Here is a 21926-nt window from a genome sequence, read left to right on the forward strand (position 1 = left end):
CCTCACTTAGGAGCGACACCATGGGTTCCACTTTTAATGGCCTGATTGGCCTGATCATCCTCGCGCTGGATATCTGGGCGATCATCAACGTGTTCAAAAGCGGCGCGAGCACGGGCGCCAAGGTGCTGTGGATCTTGTTGATCCTGTTGTTGCCGGTACTGGGCCTGATCATCTGGGCGATTGCCGGGCCACGCGGTAACGTGCGGATCTGAAGCCGCCGTAGAGGCGGTGCAGCGCGGCTGGGTCTACGGTGCGTCTGATGCACCGCAGGCGCAGCCGCGTAGCTGGTCACGCTGCCTGTGACAATCGAGCCAGCGCTCTGCGGAAGCCATCCACCTTGTTCGCATCCCCGCGGGTCCTGTGGGTAATAACGCCATAGGCGTAAGGAAGCAGCCCCTCCAGCCAGTCTCGAGGGCGTGCCTCGACGCTATCGTCCAGGGTCGCGACGACCCAGTCCGGCAACCATGACATATCGCGATCAGAGAAGTTGACCTCACCTGCGATCAGCAATGCCAGAGTGGTGCGCAGCGATGATGGGTCTTTCAGCAGGCGCTCCTGCAGTGCCAGGCAAGCTTGCGGGTGATCCAGCAGCTCAAGCAGATCGCCGGGTTTGTCCAGCACCAACGGCGGCACAAGCAGTGCGGACAAGGCCGGTAACGCACCCACCCAACGTTTATGCACCTCCCGATCAATCCCTGCGAAGTCCAGTGCTGGCGGTACATTCGGCGTGTCTTGGATAACCGTTGGCGTCAGGTAGCGCAGGCGAAGGCCCATGAGGTCCATGAACAGCCGGTCACTGACACACAACGACCCCACGGCTGCAGTGGTGGAGGGCGGTGGGCCGATGATGAACGTCGCATTGCGTCGGTGGGGCAGGTGGTGAATGTCGCCCCAGCTGTCATTCAGGCGCTTGGCCAGCCAGGCCTGCGGCGTAGAACCTATGAACGGCTCAAGGTTCATGGGCACGCCAAAACCGTTGAATACCACATGACCGCGAGGGTTCAGGCGGCTTTTGAGCCGTTGGTGAAAACCCTGATCAAACACGATCGGGGCGTAACCCTCCTCGGTGTAGAGATCGACGATGATCACATCGAACCGCTCGGAGGTCGCGCCCAGGAAGTGCGCGGCATCGTCGACCACACTGTCAAAGCGCAGATGCGCTGCCAGTCGGTTGCGGTTTTCCAGGCTTCGCACGGCGGCGGTCTCGTCCAGGTCGACGGCCAACAGGCGGGTCACCCGGGTACTGGCTGCGATGGGCGCCAGCGCCACGCCATCCGAAAGCCCCAGCATCAACACCGAGATGCCCGCCTTCGATGGGTCGCCCAGGAAGCCGATGCAACCCATGTCGTCATAATATTGGCCGCAGAAGATCTGTTCATGGCGAGCGGGTTCAAGCCGGTCCTTGAGGTCTGGCGTGGTCAAAGGCAACTCCATTTGCAAGTGGTGGGTGATGACGAGACGCGTCAGCGCGCGAACGCTGCCGGGTATTTTTCCAGGTAGGCATCGCTCAGTTGCGTGTCCTGGGTGCGCATGAACGTTTTGAAGTCGGGTACCAGAAACACCAGCAACGACAACAGCAGCACCATGACGCCCAGCAGGGTGATGGTCAGCGCGACGCCCAGATGTGCGATCAGGCCGGTCATCGCGAAACTGCCCAAGGGGCTGGCTGCGGCAGAGAGAAACGCCACCGTGGCAAAGATCCGGTTGCGATGGAGTTTGGGGGTTGCCAGTAACCTCACGGCCGAGGTGGGGATGTTGATCAGCATCAGGCCGACGCCCCCGCAGAAAAAGGCCGCCGGCACCAGCAACGACGAAGACACGGTGCCGACCACCACCAGGTTTAACCCCAGTAACGCAAAGCCTGCGGATACACACAGGTCGCGGGGGAGGCGATCGGATAACCAGCCGATGATTTTGTAGCTGCCTGCCAGAATCCCCAGCCCGAAACATGAGTCCAGAAGACCGATGTAAGTGACCGGGTAATGGATGACGTCTTTTACGTAAAGTGGCAGCAGGATGGTGAAAAAGGGAAACAAGGCAAAGTTGATCAGCATCGCGACAATGGCCAGGTAAAACTCGACCTTCACGCCATACACCACCTTGAAGCCGGAGTAGATCATGCGCCAGCCGCTGGTGGAGGGGGCATTGTCGCTGTGGCTGGTGGCACCGACGGAGTTAGGTATGGTCGCTATCAGCGCCCCGGCGAAGAGAATCGCAACGAAATCGGCGGCAAACGCAAATGTGATCCCGAACCCATAGATCAACCCACTGGCCATGACGGGCCCCAGCAGGATCGAAAAGGACGACATCACACTTTTGGTGCGAAAGGCCAGGGAGACTTTATCGTCGTGCGCAAATAAAGGAATGATCGAGGCCTGGAGCGGATCACGTACGCCGACAATCGCGCTGCTGACCATCATCAGCGCGCCCACCGTCCAGGGGTTGAAAGACCCCGTGGCAGACAGTATCACCATCAACAAGGCGGTCAGCAAACTGAGCCAGGAAGCCAGCTTGATGATCAGGATCTTGTTGTACTTGTCCCCCAGCCACCCCAGCAGGGGTTTGGCTAATACCTCGGCTGCGATGGAGCAGGCAATCATATTGGCAAAATAAAGTGCAGACCCGGTTTCCTGCAACGCCCACCAGGCCACCGCCAGTTGATTGCAGCGGCCCCCCAGCACCATCAACAAAAAGCTGAATTGCACTTTCAGCAGACGTCGGTCGATGCCGGGAAAACCCCAGGTGATGCCTGAAGAATTTGCACTCATTGAGGGACCTTTGATCCGGAGGGGATAACTGCGCAATCAGCGGCGTTCACGGCGCGACCAGCGTGGCGTTGTCAGGAAAAGTCGTCAGGTAGCGCTCGATGCCGCCCTCAAGGCTGAAGAGCTCCGCGTGTGGGTGGATGCTGCGAACCGCCAGCAGGGCGGCCTTGCTCCTGACCCCGGATTTGCAATAGAAGACGATACGGCGGGTGGTATCCAGTTCTTGCCGGCGATCGAGTATGTCTTTGAGCGGAATCAAGCGGCCGCCCAGCGAAGCGTGCAGGTGTTCATGGCTGTCGCGTACGTCGACCAGTTGAAAGGGCGCTTGTGACTCGAGCCAATCATGCAATTTGTCGGGCGACAGCCAATCGCTGTCACGCCATGCAGGCGTGGTGGAAGCCCCCAGGGCGGGTGCGGGAAGGCGGTTCCGGTTTTTATGGACGCTCAACAGGTGGAAGGTGTTGTCCAGGCAGTCGATGGACAACAATTTGCCGCTCAATGGCTCCCCGGCCTGGAGGATGAGTTTGAGCACTTCGTTGGCTTGAAAGCAGCCGAGCAGGCCAGGTATGACGCCCAGCACGCCGGCTTGCGCACAGTTTTGCGTCAAGTGTGGAGGCGGTGGGGTTTCGAACAGATCGCGAAAGCACGGCCCCCGCTCCTGGGTGGCTTGGTGGTAGTGATTAAATACCGACACCTGGCCTTCGAACTGACTGATCGAGGCATAGACCATCGGTTTCTCACCGGCGACACAGGCATCGCTGATGAGGTATTTGGTGTCGAAGTTATCCGTGGCGTCGACGATGATGTCGTAGCTCGCCAGCAGCGACAGCACATTGTCCGGGTTCAGCGTGGTGGCAAAGGTATCGACGACGATGTCCGGGTTCAACTGGTTGACGCGCCGCTTGGCGGCCGACACTTTCAGTTCGCCCACATCGGCCACCCCATAGAGAATCTGTCGATGCAGGTTGCTCAGGTCGACGATGTCGTTATCAACGATGCCGAGCGTGCCGACCCCGGCGCCTGCCAGGTACAAGAGCACCGGGCAGCCCAGCCCTCCGGCGCCGACCACCAGCACCTTGCTTTCTTTGAGGCGTTGCTGGCCCTGGGCACCGACTTCACTGAGGATTATCTGGCGGGCATAACGGGAGGTGTCCGTCTTCAGGTCGCACTGCATGTCAGCCACCTGCCACGGCGTTGATCAGAATCAACTGCGCATTACTGTCCAGGACGCGGCCGCGGTCTTGCGCACTCATTACCGGAACCCCGTTGACGAACAAGCCCACGAACGGCAGTGGGTGAAGGTCCTCGGAGAACACCGGGCCAATCAACGCGGGAAACCGCGCGGTCAGGTTGCCCAGTACATCATTGACACACAAACCCTCGGCCTCGTGGGTTTTATGTTGGTCGGTGTAAGGCATGAACTGCCGGGGAAAGTGTACGACTGCCATGGGTCATCCTTGAGCGTTGTCAGTGGTCAGTTCACTGGAGAACGTATCCAGCCTGGAGGTGATCAGCTTGCCGATTTCAGACAATTCGGCGGATGCCTGGAGCGTGGCCAGGCTCTGCAGGAAATACTGGTGCAGAAAATCCAGCCGTTCGGGGCGCGCCCGCCCGGAGCCGCTCGCCACCAGGCGCTGGTGATAGTTCACGGCGCTGACCGCGAACAGGCAAGCCAGCAGGACACCTCGAGGGTTCTTGCCGCCGGTGCCCGATGGCAGCACGTAGTCGTTCGCGCTGTCCTTGAGCTGGAAGTCGTAAATCTCGGCGATCATGCTGCACCAGATATGCGACAGCTCATGCACGAGCAGTTCCTCAAGATCGGTGATGCTGGTGAACGCGTCTTCACCCAGGAACATCTGTTGCGGCAGCACCGGATTGGTCAGGCTGACCTGGTGCGTCAGCAACTTATAGATATTCACTGGCAGATCGAACAGTTTGCTCCAGTGCGGCAGCAAGGCTTTAAGGTTGCTCCTGGCTTCGGCCAGCATGAACTGCTCGGCGTTACCCAGCGCTTGATGGGGTGGAAACTCAGGCGCGCCTTCGACGTGCTGGTGATACAGGTCGGTGGCAAAATCAGGTTGCAGATAAGTGGCTAACGGTAACTCGCTGCCCGCAATATTCCTGCGTACAACGGCGACGAGGGTTAGAAGTTTGGTGCTGTTGAAGTGTGGATTTACAAACGGCAAGCCGTTTATTTCACACAGTATCTCTGATGGCGACATTCTGTTTTACCGTCTTCGTCCATGGTTTTAGTTTGAGAAAATCGATCAAGTCCAGACTTTTTATTCTGTAGGCCGAAAAGTTGGCCAGGGCACTGTCTATGGTGGGTTCCGCGACAGGCAGTGCCATCAAGGCGTCTTTCAGACAACTGAGCGTGCGATGTCCGTACCACATGTTTTTCAGGTAGTGCAGGGTTTGCTGTGCGTGGGCTGGCGTGATGATTTGCTCCGCCGTCCAGTGCTTCAAAAACTGCCGGATATGGATAAGCGGCTCGCTGAGCGAAAGGTAAGGTGCTTGTGCCTGGTGCACCAATGTCACTTCGTCGTCGGACATGTCCGGGTCGCTGGCGAATTGCCGATAGACTTCGCCAAAGCCGGTCATTCCCAACCTGTCCATTTCACAGGCGCGAATGGCCCCCATGGAAGACAGGCCCCAAATGCGCCAACCGGCGTTCAGGGCCGTCAGGATCTCGGCATGCCCGACAGCAGGGTGTGCATGGAAAACGCCATCGACAATCGCAAGATCCGAAGGCGGCGATTGCGCAACCAGGCGTTCTATGTCGCCGCGTTTGACGGGAGGGCATACCACCAGGTCGTCGCTGCACAGCAGTCGGCTGTCGATGCCTTGCAGGGAAGGGCCCGCAAATAGCATGCAGGTTTCAAGCGCTTTGTTTGACATACGTAAGTAACCTCGGACCGACCCTTTTCAACCCGGGTTCAAAGGCTTCAAGTCCCGGAATCATGATTCTGACCACCGTGATGTCGTCCGTGGCCTTGCTAAGCACAACCCTCAGCACGCTACTCAGGCCGATGGCCTGCAACCGCTCGATAAGCAACGTCCAGGCCGATTCGATGGTGGGGATCGCGGCTTCCTGGCAGTTGATGGCGGAGTAATCGATCATCTGTTCACGGGAGGTCGCCACGTTACGCAAGCGTGAGATCGCTTCAAGCTCCACGGAGCGGCCTTTCTTCTCGAAGTATTTGACCCGCTCAATGATGTCGTCCCGGCCTCCGTGGATGTGACTCAGACGGCTTTGGGCCGCTTCGCAGATTGCCCGGATCAAGGCGATTTCCTTGATCGGATGCAGCCCTGAGCCAGTCGCCACAGAGATAGGGGCCTGGGGGGACTCTTCCATGATGAACGCCTGGAAGTAGGCCAGTCCAAAGCAGTTCTCGGTGTAACGGACCGACAGGCTCAGGCCCGCGTCATTGACCTTGCTGATCAGGGCAGCGATCTCTGCGCTGTATTGGTCCAGATGGACGAGGCAGGAACGGTCACGCAGGTGATTAAAGGCCTGGACATCGCGCTCCATCAGCTCGCACACCGCATGCACCGAGGCTTCCACCAAGTCATTGCCGGAGGCCAGGCCACTGGAGCTTTCCCCAAAGAGTTGTTGCCCTGGGTTCTCGGGGTAGGGAATGAACACTAGTTCGGCGGGTGCAAGAACCTTTTTCTCGCGCAATACGTCTTCGACTTCGACGGCCATGATGAGCGCGTCGGCATTGGCAGAGAAGCCATACAGCATGCAGAACTGATTGAACGCTATGCGGCCCTCATGGCTGTCGATGAGTTGCCGGGGAGTGGTCTGCACCAGTGTCAGTTGGGCTGTATTGTATTGCGCAAGGCTGAATTCGATAGCCTCCATGTACGCGCCTATCTTGGCTTCGGCTGGCCTGAGGCCTTTGCCTGCATTGACGCACAGCGAGCCCTTGAGGGCATCGGGTCGGATACTGGCAAACACTGGGATACCGATACGGTCCAGCCAGGTTGTGTCGGTTACACGAGTAATGCCCAGGCGTGGGGCAAGGTCGTTGGTGATGATGGTTAATGTTTCTTCGGCACTGCGACGACGAAGGCTCGAACTAAGCCTTTGCATAAGTTGTTACCTTGGCGTGATGAAAGTTAAACAAGCACACACTGGAAACGGGAGGGAATGACTTCCCTCCCGTTTTTTCAGGCTGCGATTTTCACTTCTTCAGCCAGGGCCAGCGTCAACACGTTGTTGTTCGACTGGTGTGCAACAAAGCCAGCATGCATCAGGCTTTCATCGTTCAGAATGACGGAAAACTTCTCCGCTGTTTCCGAATCCAGTTCCAGTTCAAAGGTTGCATTGTTAACGAGAGCGTCCATTTTGTTTTTCCTATCCATAGCATTGCGTTTAAGGATGTGTGTTGCGCAACGGCTATGAAACTTGCAGGCGGGGGAGCGGGTGTCAAGACAATACAATTATTTTCAATTCTGCCTTTTTGCGATGAAAGGACTGAATGGTTAATTGAAAATATAGGCTGATAGGCGCGTCTGCATTTCATGCAAAAGGAGCCGAAGTCTAATGCAGCAGCAGGTTTGCGCCGTCGCGCGCAACAGCGATGCATAGCTTGGTGTATGACTTTGGCTTCGGTGATTGGGCGCATGTTCAGTCGGTTTCATGACCCCCATAATGGGGACGACTGCCTTCGGCAAATTACCGGTGCGATTGGCGGATACACCGCGCAAAAGTGATGGCGTAAGAATGGCATCTGCGATGCGTCACCCGTACCGATCATTTTTTTTCAGCTGCGTGGACTAAGAATGACCGGGCAATTCGTATTTTGTGTATCGAGATATTCGCTGCACAGAATTTTCACATTCCATCCAAGACAATTCGCCGGCTTTAATCGCCTGGCAAGGCTCTATTCCTGGGATTTCTAAAGACCCTGCCACGTTGCACGTTCAGTAATTAATAGCCTTGCCGGCCTTGATCGGGCACCATTTGTGCCGCCGCGTTAACCGCCTACCCCAGCCAGCCTGGGCGAGGGACGGACGCCACTGCCTTATTTCGCAACTTAAACTTCCAATGGGTCCTAAAACGACATGGCAAACCCGGACGCCCTGAATCAGCAGCGAGCTGCAAATCGCCTGCTGCAACCGACCGTCAAATCCCATCTGGCTTACACGCTGCTGTGCGCACTGGTCATGATGGTGATGTTCTCCCTGCTGCGCCTGGCGTTGCTGGTCTACAACCGCGAGATGATCCTGGATACGCCGGCCTCGACGTTCCTGGAAGCGTTCGCCAACGGCCTGCGCCTGGACATCCGCCTGGTCATGTACCTGCTGATTCCGCTGTTGTTGGCGCTGTTCAGTGTGCGGGCCATGGCGGCGCGCGGGTTCTTCCGCTTGTGGCTGACCGTTGCGTCGAGCATCGCCTTGTTCCTGGGCCTGATGGAGATGGACTTCTACCGCGAATTCCACCAGCGCCTCAACGGTCTGGTCTTCCAGTATGTGAAGGAAGACCCGAAAACCGTGATGAGCATGCTCTGGTACGGGTTCCCGGTGGTGCGTTACCTGCTGGCCTGGGCTGTGGGCACGCTGATCCTGAGCATGGCCTTCAAGGGCGCCGACCGCGCAACGCGCCCGCGTGGACCCTTCAGTGGCGGCACCATCAGCACGCGCCAGGTGGCACCGTGGTACAGCCGCATCGCGGTGTTCGTGGTCTGCCTGCTGGTCGCCGTGGTCGCCATCCGGGGCACCCTGCGTCAGGGCCCGCCGTTGCGCTGGGGTGACGTCTACACCACCGATTCCAACTTCGCCAACCAGCTGGGCCTCAATGGCACCCTGTCGCTGATCGCTGCGGCGAAGTCGCGCTTCTCCGAAGATCGCACCAATATCTGGAAAGCCACCCTGGAACAGCCATTGGCCACCCAGACCGTGCGTGACATGCTGGTGTTACCGCAGGAAAAACTGGTGGATACCGACACCGCCGCCGTGCGCCGTGACTTCACGCCACCGGCCGAGAAGACCCTGCCGATCAAGAACGTCGTGGTGATCCTGATGGAAAGCTTCGCCGGTCACTCGGTGGGTGCATTGGGACGTCCGGGCAATATCACCCCGTACTTCGACAAGCTGACCAAGGAAGGCTTGTTGTTCGACCGCTTCTTCTCCAACGGTACCCACACCCACCAGGGTATGTTCGCCACCATGGCCTGCTTCCCGAACCTGCCGGGTTTCGAATACCTGATGCAGACCCCGGAAGGCAGCCACAAGCTGTCGGGCCTGCCGCAGTTACTCAGCGCCCGTGATTTCGACGATGTGTATGTCTACAACGGCGATTTCGCCTGGGACAACCAATCGGGCTTCTTCAGCAACCAGGGCATGACCAACTTCATTGGCAGAAATGACTTCGTGGACCCGGTGTTCTCCGACCCGACCTGGGGCGTGTCCGACCAGGACATGTTCAACCGTGGCCTGGAAGAATTGAAAGCCCGTGAAGGCGGCAAGCCGTTCTATGCTCTGCTGCAGACCTTGTCCAACCACACACCGTACGCGTTGCCGACGCCATTGCCGGTTGAAAAAGTCACCGACCGTGGCAGCCTCAACGAGCACTTGACGGCCATGCGCTACTCCGACTGGGCCTTGGGCCAGTTCTTTGAAAAGGCCCGCAAGGAACCGTACTTCAAGGAGACCCTGTTTGTGATCGTGGGTGACCACGGCTTCGGCAACGAGCAGCAGATCACCGAGATGGACCTGGGCCGCTTCAACGTACCGATGCTGATGATCGCGCCGGGCATGCAAGAGAAGTTCGGCGAGCGTGATCACACGGTGGGCACCCAGATCGACATCGTGCCGACCATCATGGGTCGCCTGGGCGGCGACACACTGCACCAGTGCTGGGGTCGTGACCTGCTCAACCTGCCGGAAGGCGACAAGGGCTTCGGCGTGATCAAGCCGTCGGGCAGCGACCAGACCGTAGCCTTGCTCACCGGTGACCGTGTGCTGGTATTGCCCAAGGAAATGCCACCCAAGTTATGGGAATACACACTGGGTGCCGAACCGACCGGCAAGGTGATCCCGGAGTCGCCGGACGAGGCTGCACTCAAGCAGAAACTTGAGTCGTTCCTGCAAACTGCAACCAAGAGCCTGCTGGATAACACCGCGGGTGTCGTGGATGGTAAGCCGGACTAACTGACTGGCAATAAAAAAGAGGCCTTCCAGAAGGCCTCTTTTTTTTGCTTCTTAAACGCTTGGCGCGGCGTTTATATCCGGCCGAGCAACAACAGTACCAGCAGCACTACCAGCACGACACCGAGGATACCCGACGGGCCATAGCCCCAGTTACGCGAGTGCGGGAACACCGGCAGGCCACCCACCAGCAGGAGAATCAGGATAATGATCAGAATGAGGCTCATGGTTTTTTCCTTATAGGTCTTTGATAAAGACCGGTTATTTACGATACCCCCGTCTATCTGATTACGGGCGCCTTACTAACTCCGACTCTGTCATTGCACAGAAAATTCAGTGTTTTTTAAAAGCATTTCGTTCAGACGCTTATTTCTTTTAACACGTACGCAGATCTACCTGACTAGTTGAAGTTTATTGAACTTAGGCTATAGGCCGGTATCTGACCGAGCCCGCGGTTTGCCTGGGGCATTCATCACTCTGATGGTGAGTGGGTGCAGGAAAAACCTTCGCTACACTGCCGGTCACTTCTTTCGTGAACCACAAGGCTACTTCCTATGCAAAACCGCATGATGATCACTGGCGCCGGGTCCGGCCTGGGTCGTGAAATCGCTCTGCGCTGGGCCCGTGAGGGTTGGCAGTTGGCCTTGTCGGATGTCGGCGAGGCCGGGTTGCAGGAAACCCTCAGGCTGGTTCGCGAGGTGGGCGGTGACGGTTTCACCCAGCGCTGTGACGTGCGTGACTACAGCCAGCTCACCGCGTTGGCCCAAGCGTGCGAGGTGAAGCTGGGTGGCATTGATGTGATCGTCAACAATGCCGGCGTGGCCTCAGGCGGGTTCTTCGCCGAACTGTCCCTGGAGGACTGGGACTGGCAGATCGCAATCAACCTGATGGGCGTGGTCAAGGGTTGCAAGGCGTTCCTGCCGCTGCTGGAAAAAAGCAAGGGCCGGATCATCAACATTGCGTCGATGGCCGCGCTGATGCAGGGCCCGGCCATGAGCAACTACAACGTGGCCAAGGCCGGCGTGGTGGCGTTGTCGGAAAGCCTGCTGGTGGAACTCAAGCAGCAGGAAGTCGGCGTGCATGTGGTATGCCCATCGTTTTTCCAGACCAACCTGCTCGACTCCTTCCGGGGGCCGACCCCGGCCATGAAGGCACAGGTGGGCAAGCTGCTCGAGAGTTCGCCCATCACCGCGACTGACATCGCCGATTACATCTACCAGCGTGTGGCCGCAGGCGAATTCATGATCCTGCCCCATGAGCAAGGGCGCATGGCCTGGGCGTTGAAACAGAAAAACCCGCAGTTGTTGTATGACGAAATGACGCTGATGGCTGACAAAATGCGCGCCAAGGCCCAAGCAGTTAAAGGCTGATCAGGGCGAGGTCTGTCAGTTAAATTACCTTCTTGGGTAGGCAGCGCCTGATTTGATCGCAAGCCATTGCCGGTCCATTTTCAAGGGCGCATGGTCAAGGTCCTGTCACTCGAAAAGGACAACCGCCATGCTGGTCTTGAGCCGCAACCTAGGCGAAGCCATCTCCATCGGCGATGACATCGTCGTGCATATCCTCGAAGTAAACGGGACCCACGTGAAATTCGGCATCGACGCGCCAAAGGACGTGAAAGTGCACCGAGCCGAGGTGTACCAGAGGATTGTCAAACACCAGGGGCCCGCCACCCATCCGGTGCCGGTCCCCAATCTCTAGGCGCAGGTGTTCAGTCGAACAGATGCTTGGGCACATCGTGCTTGAGCATCAGTTGGCATTGCTCGCTCTCGGGGTCGAAGACGATCAGTGCCTGGCCCTTGGTCAGCGCCTGGCGCACGCGCAGCACGCGGGTTTCCAGGGGCGTATCGTCGCCATTATCAGTGCCGTCGCGGGTGACGAAGTCTTCGATGAGGCGGGTCAGGGTGTCGACTTCAAGTGCATCGTAGGGAATCAGCATACAAGCCTCTGGGGTCAGGTCCCGGCGATGCTACTGCGCCGGGACCTTTGTTGCCAGTACCAGGAATTGCCCGTGTCAGGACTTCTGACCGACCAGGCTGTCCACTGACGGCACGCGGGTGTCGCTTTCCATTTGCGTTTCATGCTCAATCTGATGACTGAACCGATCCAGGGAGCCCTGGGCCGGTTGCGCATCGCTGGCGAACACTGGCGGGCTAAGGATGTACGCGCCCAGCAAGCGACTCAGAGCGGCCAGGCTGTCGATGTGGGTGCGTTCGTAGCCATGGGTGGCATCGCAACCGAAGGCCAGCAGGGCGGTGCGGATGTCATGACCGGCAGTCACAGCCGAGTGCGCATCGCTGAAGTAATAACGGAACAGATCGCGGCGCACCGGCAGGTCGTTATCAGCCGCCAGGCGCAGCAGGTGCCGCGACAGGTGATAGTCATATGGCCCGCCGGAATCCTGCATCGCCACGCTCACCGCATGTTCGCTGGAGTGTTGGCCGGGGGCGACCGGGGCGATATCGATGCCGACAAACTCACTGACATCCCAGGGCAGGGCGGCCGCCGCGCCACTGCCGGTCTCCTCGGTGATGGTGAACAGCGGGTGGCAGTCGATCAGCAGCGGCTCGCCACTGTCGATGATCGCCTTGAGCGCGGCAAGCAGGGCGGCGACACCGGCCTTGTCATCCAGATGGCGAGCACTGATGTGCCCGCTCTCGGTGAACTCCGGCAGCGGGTCGAAGGCCACATAGTCACCGATGCTGATGCCCAGGGAGTCGCAGTCGGCGCGGGTGGCACAGTAGGCGTCCAGGCGCAGCTCCACGTGATCCCAGCTCACTGGCATTTCATCCACGGCGGTGTTGAACGCGTGCCCGGAGGCCATCAACGGCAACACGCTGCCGCGAATCACGCCGTTATCGGTGAACAGGCTGACACGGCTGCCTTCGGCAAAGCGGCTTGACCAGCAGCCCACTGGGGCGAGGGTCAGGCGGCCGTTGTCCTTGATCGCACGCACGGCGGCGCCGATGGTGTCCAGGTGCGCGGAGACGGCCCGGTCCGGGCTGTTTTTCTGGCCCTTGAGAGTGGCGCGAATGGTGCCGCGCCGGGTCATCTCAAACGGGATGCCAAGTTCTTCCAGGCGTTCGGCGACGTAGCGCACGATGGTGTCGGTGAATCCTGTCGGGCTGGGGATGGCGAGCATTTCCAGCAGCACTTTTTGCAGGTAGGCGAGATCGGGTTCGGGGATAGTTCGGGTCATGGAAACTCCTGATGAGTTGGGGGCATCGATGGTTTCGATGAAAGGGTTGAGAGATTCGTTGCCTGTGCCGGCCTCATCGGGGGCAAGCCCCCTCCCACAGGCAAATGTGGGAGGGGGCTTGCCCCCGATAGCGGTTTCACATTCAACACAATCCTCAAGCGGTCGGCTGACTGTGCGGAAACAACAAATCCACAAACTTTTCTGCGGTAGGTTGCGGTTCATGGTTGGCCAGCCCGGCCCGTTCGTTGGCTTCGATAAACACGTACTCCGGTTGGTCGGCCGCCGGCACCATCAGGTCCAGCCCGACCATGGGAATATCCAGGGCGCGGGCAGCACGCACGGCGGCGTCCACCAGCGTTGGGTGCAGGATCGCCGTGACATCTTCCAGGCAACCCCCGGTATGCAGATTGGCGGTACGTCGCACGGCTAGTTGCACGCCCTGGGGCAGGATGCTGTCGTAGCCATAACCTGCGGCTTTGAGGGTGCGCTCGGTTTCCGCATCCAGGGGGATTTTGCTCTCGCCATCGGTGGCAGCCTGGCGACGTCGGCTCTGGGCTTCGATCAACGCGCGGATGGAATGCTGGCCGTCGCCGATTACCTCGGCCGGGCGACGAATCGCGGCGGCGACCACTTCAAAACCGATCACCAGGATGCGCAGGTCCAGGCCCTCGTGGAAGCTTTCCAGCAACACACGACTGTCGAACTGGCGCGCCGCCTCAATGGCTTGCTGCACCTCCTCAATGGTTTGCAGGTCTACCGCCACGCCCTGGCCTTGCTCGCCGTCCAGCGGCTTGACCACGATGCGCTGGTGTTCATCGAGGAACTCCAGGTTGTCGTCGGCACTGCCCGCCAACTGCTGCGAGGGCAGTTGCAGGCCGGCGGCCTTGAGCACCTTGTGGGTCAGGCTCTTATCCTGGCACAGGGTCATGCTGATGGCGCTGGTCAGGTCGCTCAGGGATTCCCGGCAACGCACGCGGCGCCCGCCATGGCTGAGGGTGAACAGGCCCGCGTCGGCATCGTCGACCTGCACATCAATGCCGCGCCGATGGGCTTCCTCGACGATGATCCGTGCATAGGGGTTGAACTCCGCCTGCGGCCCGGGGCCGAGGAACAGCGGCTGGTTGATGCCGTTCTTGCGCTTGATCGCAAAGGTGGTCAACGCGCGGAAGCCAAGCTTGGCATACAGGCTCTTGGCCTGGCGGTTATTGTGCAGCACCGACAGGTCCAGATAGCTCAAGCCACGGCTCATGAAGTGCTCCACCAAGTGGCGCACCAGCACTTCACCCACGCCTGGGCGCGTGCATTGCGGGTCGACGGCCAGGCACCACAGGCTGCAACCGTTTTCCGGATCCTGGAAGGCTTTATGGTGATTGAGGCCCATCACGCTGCCTATCACCGCCCCAGTGTCTTCATCCTCGGCCAGCCAGTACACCGGGCCGCCTTGGTGGCGCGGGGTCAGGCGCTCGGCATCGACGGGCAACATGCCGCGGCCTTGATACAGTTGATTGACCGCCTGCCAATCGGCATCGCTTTGCACCCTGCGAATGCGAAAGCCGCGAAACACCCGGGTTGCCGGGCGATAATCGCTGAACCACAAGCGCAGGGTGTCGGACGGATCCAGGAACAACTGCTGAGGGTCTATCCCGAGGATCTGCTGGGGCGCTGCCACATAGAGCGCGATGTCGCGCTCGCCGGGCTGCTCATTGAGCAGTTCCTGGGCCAGGCTGGCCGGGTCCGGGAAGGTATGGCCGATCAGCAACCGCCCCCAGCCGCAATGCACGGCAATCGGCTCGGCGGCCAGTGGGCTGCCATCTTCGGCCAGGCGCGCCTGCAGGCGCTCGTAGGTCGGCGCCTGGCCCTTGAGTAAGCGTTGGCTATACGCCGCGGCATTCGGTTTCATCGATCAGATTCCTTGTTCGCTGAGCCACAGGTTCAGCGCCGCCAACTGCCATAGCTTGGAGCCGCGCAGCGGGGTCAGTTGACCCTGGGGGTCGGTGAGCAAGCGGTCGAGCATGGCCGGGTTGAACAGGCCACGGTCCTGGCTCGGGTCCAGCAGCAGCTCACGCACCCAGTTCAAGGTGTCGCCTTGCAAGTGCTTGAGGCCGGGCACCGGGAAATAGCCTTTCTTGCGGTCGATGACTTCGCTGGGGATAACCCGGCGTGCCGCTTCCTTGAGTACCTGTTTGCCGCCGTCGGGCAACTTGAACTTGCCCGGCACGCGGGCCGACAGCTCCACCAGGCGGTAGTCGAGAAATGGCGTACGCGCTTCCAGGCCCCAGGCCATGGTCATGTTATCCACGCGCTTGACCGGGTCATCCACCAGCATCACCGTGCTGTCCAGGCGCAGGGCCTTGTCCACGGCGGCATCCGCTCCTGGCATGGCAAAATGTTCGCGCACAAAGTCACCGGCGGCGTCGTTGGCGGTCAGCCATTTCGGCGCGACAGTGGCCGCGTAGTCGTCGTAACTGCGATCGAAGAAGGCATCGCGGTAAGCGGCGTAGGGATCGCTCGCGCCATCCACCTGCGGGTACCAGTGGTAACCGGCAAACAGTTCGTCGGCGCCCTGGCCGCTCTGCACTACCTTGCAATGCTTGGCCACTTCCCGCGACAGCAGGTAGAAGGCGATGCAGTCATGGCTGACCATCGGCTCGCTCATGGCGCGGAACGCCGCCGGCAATTGCTCGATGATTTCGCTCTCGGCGATGCGCAGTTGGTGATGACGGGTGCCATAGTGCTTGGCGATCAGGTCCGAGTACTGGAATTCGTCGCCGCGTTCGCCACCAGCATCTTCAAAGCCGATGGAAAAGGTCGACAGGTCCTGCACGCCGACTTCACGCAGCAGGCCGACGAGCATGCTCGAATCGACGCCGCCGGAGAGCAGCACGCCCACATCCACAGCGGCGCGTTGACGGATGGCCACGGCTTCGCGGGTGCTGTCGAGGACGCGGTCGGTCCAGTCTTCAAGGCTGAGGTTCTGCTCATCCTCATGGGGGCCGTAGGGCAGGGTCCACCAGGTTTTCTGCTCGGTCTTGCCGCTGGCATCGATGCGCATCCAGGTGGCGGGCGGCAGCTTTTCGATACCCGCCAGCAAGGTGCGCGGTGCGGGCACAACGGCGTGGAAATTCAAATAATGATTAAGGGCCACTGGGTCCAGGATCGGGTTGATATCGCCGCCCTTGAGCAGCGCCGGCAAGGCCGAGGCAAAGCGCAGGCGCTGGCCGGTGCGCGACAGGTACAAAGGTTTTACGCCCAAGCGGTCACGGGCGATGAACAGGCGCTGGGCGTCACGTTCCCAGATGGCGAACGCGAACATGCCATTGAGCTTGGGCAGCAGTGCCTCACCCCAGGCGTGATAACCCTTGAGCAGCACTTCGGTGTCGCCGCCCGAATAGAAGGCGTAACCCAGGGCTTCCAGCTCTTGACGCAGTTCCGGGAAGTTATAGATCGCGCCGTTGAAGGCCAGGGACAGCCCTAGTTGGGCGTCGACCATCGGTTGGGCGGAGCCATCCGACAGGTCCATGATTTTCAGGCGACGGTGGCCCAGGGCAATCGGCCCTTGGGCATGGAAGCCCCATGCGTCGGGGCCTCGGGGGGCGAGGTGATGAGTGATGCGTTCTACCGCTGCCAGGTCGGCAGGTTGATGATCAAAGCGTAACTCGCCAGCTAATCCACACATAAAGTCCTTACCGGTTTTTCCGTTGGGGAGAGGTCAACACATCGCGCGCTGAACGCGCAGGTACTCTGAAACTGACCCAGGCATACCCGTGGAGTTTTAGAACGATAAGTTATAAGCGATCAGGGCATGAGGCGCTGATCAGTGTTCGCGGCTTGGCGCAGGCTCTGGGGCCAGTGCGTTAGATAGGTCAAGGATGCACGCAAATTGTGGGCTGATGGACCGCGCAAACCAGCAGGTATTCAAACCCATTCCCGGAGGCGGCGGGCATATGGTGGAGCGTCATTATTCAAGGTTGTCATGGAGGTCATGGATGTCACAGGTAAGTGAGGTGGTTACGCCAACGGTGTGGGCACAGTTGCCCGGCAAGCTGCTGGAGGCCACCCAGGATCTGGATATAACCCAAGTGCTGCTCGACCGGTTGCCCGGCTGGATGGTTCGTGCTGACGCTCGCAGCCTGGCGCATATCAAGCGCGAGCACGTGGACAGTGAAGTACTGCGCGAGGCGCTCAATACGCTACTGAAGAACCTGGAACCGCTCGATGAGTTCTGCAGCGAGCGACTTGAAGCGTTGCTGGTTTCCAAGGGGCAGCATCTGGATGTGAAACACGATGTGCTGGAGTTGCCCCACCGCTCAATGACCAACGCCAACCCGGACCTGCTGGGCCCGCTGTTGATGACGGTGACGGTCGAGAAGCGCACGCTGCTGCAGGCCGCCATGCAGAATTTCAGCGCTTCCCAGGCTGAGGACGGTGGCCTGGGGATCGGCGCACTGGTGCGTAACGTCGGCACGGGGCTTGAGGTCGAGTCAATGAGCGCTGTCGAGTTTGCCGGTTACTGTCGCGAGCTGGATCTGGGCGCGGCCTATCAGGAACATCTACGGGAGGTCTTCGATTTGCCCGCCCCCGGTGAAGTGATGGCGGCGGATGCCTTTAACCCGGCGGCCAGGGACATTGGCCGGCTCAAGTTGAGCGACATGCGCCTGGACCTGCATATCGCCCTGGGCAAGGGGCACGTGCGCCAGGAGACCGGCACGCTGCTGTTCAAGGTGCTTTGGTCAGGCAGGGACACTTATCCAACCCGCGACCTGTTGCTGGAGGGCCGCGCGCTGGTCTGGCATGGGTTGAACATCGACCAGGCCTGCGCGTGGAGTGTGCTGGTGTTTTCCGGCAGTGCCGAGCAAGACCTGTCCTCGGGTCGCTGCGTGGTGTACATGCCCAACGATCCAGCCCGCCCATGGTTCGAGTACGACACCCTGGCGGCGTTCAAGGGCTATCTATCGTCCAAGCTGCAGGAGCCTGCCTATCGCGAGTTCTTCAAAGGCTATCTGGATGAATCCGAACGCGTGGACTTTTTCCAGCGCTTTGATACCCGCAAGGCCGTGGAAAGCCTGGAGGCGGTATCGGCCCCGGTCAGCGTGTCGCGGTTTTTTTTCGATGCCTACGTGGGCAAGGCGCAATTGGATGCCAGGGTGTTGGCGGTGCCGGTGGCAGAGGTCGACGAGGAGGCCCGCCGATCACTGATCGAGCGGTATGTGGAGCTGGGGCTGACATTGGCCAATATCGCCGGTTTTTTCGTGCCGGGCCTGGGCCAGTTGATGCTCGGGGTGGGTGTCGGCCAGCTGTTGGGCGAGGTCTATGAGGGCGTACAGGACTGGCAGCACGGGCACAAGACCGATGCGCTGGAGCACATGACCAATGTGGCTGAAGGCATTGCGTCAATGGCGCTGATGGCCGTCGGGGGCAAAGCCGTGGGGGCTCTGTTCAAGGACGCTTCGCGTATGCCGGCGAGTTATTTCGAGCAGTTCGAGGCGGTCAAAGCCGCGCAGGGCGAGTCACGGTTATGGCGACGCGACCTGCGCCCTTACCAGCAGTCGGTGGCTGCCGAGGTGCTCGCCACGCCCAGTTACAAAGGCATCTACCAATATCAAGGGCGCTCTTATATCGCGATTGACGGCGCGATCTACCGGGTGTCTTTCGATGCTGGCGTCGGTCGCTGGCGGGTACTGCATCCGGTGCGTCAAACGGCTTATCGCCCGCTCTTGGAACACAATGGTTTCGGCGGCTGGCGCCATCAGGCCGAGCAGGTCGAGCAGTGGAACAGCCCGGCTTATGTACTCGAACGCCTGTCTCCCGGACTCAGATCACTGCCCGACGGCCGCCTGGATGAAATCATCAGCACCACCAACAGCCGGTTGCCCTGGTTACGCCAACTGGCCCAGTACAACCAGCCCTTGCCGCAGCGGCTGCGCGACTGTGTGATGCGTTGGCGCCAGGAGCAATTGATTCGCGACCTGGCCTGGCAACTGGAATTCCAGAACCAGCCCGATGCCGGTACGGGGGTCGTGCAAATGCTGGCTTTGCCGATGCTGGAAGGGTGGCCCAAGGGGCGTTTTTTCGAGCTGCTGGACGCCGAGGGAAACTTGCTCAAGCGCTATCCCGATACCGCTCCATTCGATTACGAAGACATGAGCATCCACGTCAGTGAGCAGCAACTCAAGGACGGCCAGGTGATGCACACGCTGCTCGAGACCTTCAGCGCCAAGGAGCGCGACGTGCTGCTGGGTGAAAAAGCCGACATCCAGCAGGCCCATAAGCTACTGCGTGCGCGTTTGCTGGCGGGGGTAAAACGGCATTACCGCACGCTGTTCGACCAGCTCTGCGAACATGCTGATCCGCCCGCTTCGGGCATTGCCGACGTGCTCAAACACCGCTTCCCAGAATTGCCCACCGGGATGATCGAGGAGCTATTGTCCCAGGCGTCATCGCTTGAGCGTCTGTATCTGCGTGAGACTGGCAGCGTGCCCTTGCGCCTTTTTCAGCGTGCCGGGCAGGCGTTGCGCGAACTGCAGGAAGACCGTGCGGTGGCCGGTTTCTACCTGCCACCGTTGGCCACCGAATCAACTGAGCGCCTCGCGGTCAGCCTACTGGGGCGGTTACCGGGATGGCCGGCGCAACTGCGCTTGCAAGTGTATGAACAGGCGCTGGACGGCGCCTTGCTCGGCAAGCTGGAAACTCCCACCGCGACGCGTTTGCGCAAGCTGGTCAAGTCCGCCCGGGGCTACCAGGCCTTCGACGAGCAGGGCCAGGCCCTGCATGAGCCGCTGCCGGGGCCGTTGGGCTTTTACCAGGCGCTGCTGAGCACGCTTTCGGCCACAGAACGCACCGGCCTGGGGATTTACTCCACCGGCGAGCGGGGGGCCAGACAGCTGCAGTTGAAACTGCGCTGGCGGGTCGGGGATGAACGTGACCTGGTAGCCGGGCATCTGCGCCGCGCCTCTGCCGAACCCCTGCCGTTGTGGCGCGAGGGTTGCGTGCAGGCTTCACCGCCTGAGGTCACGCCACAGCCGGCGGCACTGATACGCAAGGTGAAAAAACTCTATCCCTTGCTGAACGACGCCCAGGCCTCAAGCCTGATCGAAGAGCTGGGGGCTGACCACATGGCCCGTGCCCGCGCGGTCAAGGGCCTGCAGAACGACTATGAAACCCTGCGCTCAGTGCTCAATACCTGGCGCCATGACCGGGCCGCGCTGGCGAAAATCCCCGGTACGCCTGCGGACGCCCGGTTTGGTCGCAAAATCATCGCACGGCGGCTGAAAGCCTGCTGGCGGCGGATGACCACCTTGAATAAAGAGGCCGGCGTGTCCCTCGACGGGATGCTCGGCGGGCCGCTGCCGATATTGCCACCCGAGATCAAATTCACGCATGTACGCCAACTGTCGATGAAGAACATGGGCGTCGGCGATGAAGTGGCGTATTTCCTCAAACACTTCCCCGGGCTCAAGTCCCTGGAGCTGTCGGGCAACCGCTTGACCCGTCTGCCGGAGGTACTGTCGCACATGCCGCAGTTGCAAGCCTTGTACCTGGATGACAATCAACTGGTGCTGACCAACTACATGCGCACCAAGCTGGCAGACCTGCGCACCCTCAGGATCATGAACCTGGCGGGCAACCCGCTGGTTGATCCGCCTAAGGTCGATCACCTGTTCGACTTGCACCAATTGATCCTGCATGACTGCCGGCTCAAGACCTTTCCCGAACACTTGTGGCGTTTGCCCTACCTGACCAGTGTGGACCTGCGCGAGAACGACATTACCGAGCTGCCGGCGTGGTTGTTCACGGCGCATCGGGATCGCACCCGGGGTATCAACTTGCGCCACAATCCATTGTCGGCATCCACAAGCCGGCAAGTGCTCGATTATCGTCGCCAGCGCGGCGTGGGCATGGGCTTTTACGAAGACGATGACGCACGCTTGAACGAGCAGGCCGCTCGCGAGTTGTGGATGCCCGATTCGCGGCAGACGGACTACGCGCAGAAAGACCTGATGTGGCAAATGTTGAAGGATGACAGGCACAGTGACGGCTTGTTCAAGTTGCTGGCCGAGCTGGGCGGAGCGGCCGACAGCGAGCATGTGCGTGAAGACATGACCCGGCGCGTGTGGCGGGTACTCGAGGCGAGCAGCCAGCGCGCCGACCTGGCCACCGAAGTATTTGAACGTGCATTCACCCCGTATAACTGTGATGACGGCGCGGCGGTGAGCTTCAGCGCCCTGGAAATCCTGGTTGAAATCAGCGATGCGCGCATGCAGGTCGAGGGCGGCCAGCTGTCCGCCAAGCCCTTGTTGGCGCTGGGGCGCGGCCTGTATCGGCTCGATCGCCTGGAAAGCATTGCGCGCAACCACAGCATCGCCAACCCCGGCGGCGATGCCTTGGAGGTCAGCCTGGCCTACCGTACCGGCCTGGCCAGCCGTTTCTATCTGCCAGGGCAGCCTAAGCACATGCGTTATGCCAGTTTGGGCGGTGTCACCCCGGCGGCGCTGAGTGATGCGGAACTGAAGATCAAGGCCGCGGAAATATCGCCTCTACTGTTGCGTTTCCTCATTAATCTGCCGTTCTGGACGGACTACCTCAAGCGCGCCTATGCCGCCAGTTTCAGCACCCTTAACGAGCCGTTCGAGACGCGTATGCAGGCAGTGTTCGAACAAGGCGCGGATCTTGATGACGAAACCTACCGATCACGCATGGATGGCATTCTGCGGGAGCAGGTCACCGCCGAAGAGGTCGCCTTCGAGCGCCTGACCCTGGCGGCCATGCGCGCTGATGAACTGGGGGTGTGCGAAATTCGCTAGGCAGGG

Annotated in this window: 18 protein-coding genes; 5 read left to right on the forward strand and 13 right to left on the reverse strand. The window is 60.1% G+C overall.

All coding sequences use genetic code 11. The features are described from left to right. The first annotated feature begins 20 nt into the window (after nt 1-20). Nucleotides 21-212 carry a PLDc N-terminal domain-containing protein gene (locus BLU48_RS04600; protein WP_003172956.1) on the forward strand — a complete coding sequence of 64 codons (192 nt, stop codon included), beginning with the start codon at nt 21-23 and terminating at the stop codon, nt 210-212. A gap of 76 nt (nt 213-288) precedes the next feature. On the opposite strand, the gene BLU48_RS04605 is transcribed toward BLU48_RS04600, so the two are convergent. The 8 genes from BLU48_RS04605 to BLU48_RS31610 all read right to left on the reverse strand — a co-directional run bounded on the left by BLU48_RS04605 (nt 289) and on the right by BLU48_RS31610 (nt 7115). Further along, on the reverse strand, nt 289-1422 hold the full coding sequence (locus BLU48_RS04605) for a spermidine synthase (RefSeq protein WP_057025498.1): 1134 nt from the start codon (nt 1420-1422) through the stop codon (nt 289-291). Nucleotides 1423-1463: 41 nt separating this feature from the next. Continuing rightward, complete coding sequence (locus BLU48_RS04610) at nt 1464-2768, reverse strand: MFS transporter (RefSeq protein WP_057025497.1); 1305 nt, start codon at nt 2766-2768, stop codon at nt 1464-1466. Nucleotides 2769-2814: 46 nt separating this feature from the next. Beyond that, nucleotides 2815-3939 (reverse strand): HesA/MoeB/ThiF family protein, encoded by a 1125-nt coding sequence (gene moeB / locus BLU48_RS04615; RefSeq protein ID WP_082636737.1) that lies wholly within the window; start codon nt 3937-3939, stop codon nt 2815-2817. 1 nt (nt 3940) lies between these two features. Continuing rightward, nucleotides 3941-4213 carry a MoaD/ThiS family protein gene (locus BLU48_RS04620; protein ID WP_057025496.1) on the reverse strand — a complete coding sequence of 91 codons (273 nt, stop codon included), beginning with the start codon at nt 4211-4213 and terminating at the stop codon, nt 3941-3943. 3 nt (nt 4214-4216) lie between these two features. Then, a complete protein-coding gene (locus BLU48_RS04625; protein WP_152973744.1) occupies nt 4217-4987 on the reverse strand; it encodes a hypothetical protein in 771 nt (256 codons plus the stop codon). Then, nucleotides 4962-5663, reverse strand: a complete 702-nt coding sequence (locus BLU48_RS04630; RefSeq protein WP_082636736.1) for a TfuA-like protein — start codon at nt 5661-5663, stop codon at nt 4962-4964. Before BLU48_RS04630 ends, BLU48_RS04625 begins: the two co-directional genes overlap by 26 nt. Next, on the reverse strand, nt 5644-6861 hold the full coding sequence (locus BLU48_RS04635) for a YcaO-like family protein (protein WP_057025494.1): 1218 nt from the start codon (nt 6859-6861) through the stop codon (nt 5644-5646). The genes BLU48_RS04630 and BLU48_RS04635 overlap by 20 nt, the downstream gene beginning before the upstream one ends. 77 nt (nt 6862-6938) lie before the next feature. Beyond that, nucleotides 6939-7115, reverse strand: a complete 177-nt coding sequence (locus BLU48_RS31610; protein WP_156382953.1) for a hypothetical protein — start codon at nt 7113-7115, stop codon at nt 6939-6941. A gap of 720 nt (nt 7116-7835) precedes the next feature. On the opposite strand from BLU48_RS31610, the gene BLU48_RS04640 reads away from it, so the two are divergent. Then, entirely contained in the window at nt 7836-9923 is a 2088-nt protein-coding gene (locus BLU48_RS04640) for an LTA synthase family protein (RefSeq protein WP_057025493.1), read from the forward strand. 71 nt (nt 9924-9994) lie between these two features. Here the strand turns inward: BLU48_RS04640 and BLU48_RS04645 are convergent, their stop codons facing one another. Then, nucleotides 9995-10147, reverse strand: coding sequence for a DUF3309 family protein (locus BLU48_RS04645; protein ID WP_015885095.1), 153 nt, complete (start codon nt 10145-10147; stop codon nt 9995-9997). Between the two features lie 327 nt (nt 10148-10474). On the opposite strand from BLU48_RS04645, the gene BLU48_RS04650 reads away from it, so the two are divergent. Then, on the forward strand, nt 10475-11290 hold the full coding sequence (locus BLU48_RS04650) for an SDR family oxidoreductase (protein ID WP_057025492.1): 816 nt from the start codon (nt 10475-10477) through the stop codon (nt 11288-11290). Between the two features lie 127 nt (nt 11291-11417). Next, on the forward strand, nt 11418-11621 hold the full coding sequence (gene csrA / locus BLU48_RS04655; RefSeq protein ID WP_057025491.1) for a carbon storage regulator CsrA: 204 nt from the start codon (nt 11418-11420) through the stop codon (nt 11619-11621). 10 nt (nt 11622-11631) lie between these two features. Here the strand turns inward: csrA and BLU48_RS04660 are convergent, their stop codons facing one another. The 4 genes from BLU48_RS04660 to BLU48_RS04675 all read right to left on the reverse strand — a co-directional run bounded on the left by BLU48_RS04660 (nt 11632) and on the right by BLU48_RS04675 (nt 16795). Next, nucleotides 11632-11859 carry a YheU family protein gene (locus BLU48_RS04660; RefSeq protein ID WP_003192759.1) on the reverse strand — a complete coding sequence of 76 codons (228 nt, stop codon included), beginning with the start codon at nt 11857-11859 and terminating at the stop codon, nt 11632-11634. A gap of 75 nt (nt 11860-11934) precedes the next feature. Then, complete coding sequence (locus BLU48_RS04665; RefSeq protein WP_057011711.1) at nt 11935-13119, reverse strand: osmoprotectant NAGGN system M42 family peptidase; 1185 nt, start codon at nt 13117-13119, stop codon at nt 11935-11937. Between the two features lie 154 nt (nt 13120-13273). Next, on the reverse strand, nt 13274-15019 hold the full coding sequence (gene ngg / locus BLU48_RS04670; RefSeq protein ID WP_057025490.1) for an N-acetylglutaminylglutamine synthetase: 1746 nt from the start codon (nt 15017-15019) through the stop codon (nt 13274-13276). 3 nt (nt 15020-15022) lie between these two features. After that, nucleotides 15023-16795, reverse strand: a complete 1773-nt coding sequence (locus BLU48_RS04675; RefSeq protein WP_057025489.1) for an N-acetylglutaminylglutamine amidotransferase — start codon at nt 16793-16795, stop codon at nt 15023-15025. Nucleotides 16796-17105: 310 nt separating this feature from the next. On the opposite strand from BLU48_RS04675, the gene BLU48_RS04680 reads away from it, so the two are divergent. After that, entirely contained in the window at nt 17106-21920 is a 4815-nt protein-coding gene (locus tag BLU48_RS04680) for an NEL-type E3 ubiquitin ligase domain-containing protein (protein WP_057025488.1), read from the forward strand. Nucleotides 21921-21926 lie beyond the last annotated feature (6 nt).

The organism is Pseudomonas synxantha (assembly GCF_900105675.1).
Taxonomy (GTDB): domain Bacteria; phylum Pseudomonadota; class Gammaproteobacteria; order Pseudomonadales; family Pseudomonadaceae; genus Aquipseudomonas; species Aquipseudomonas synxantha.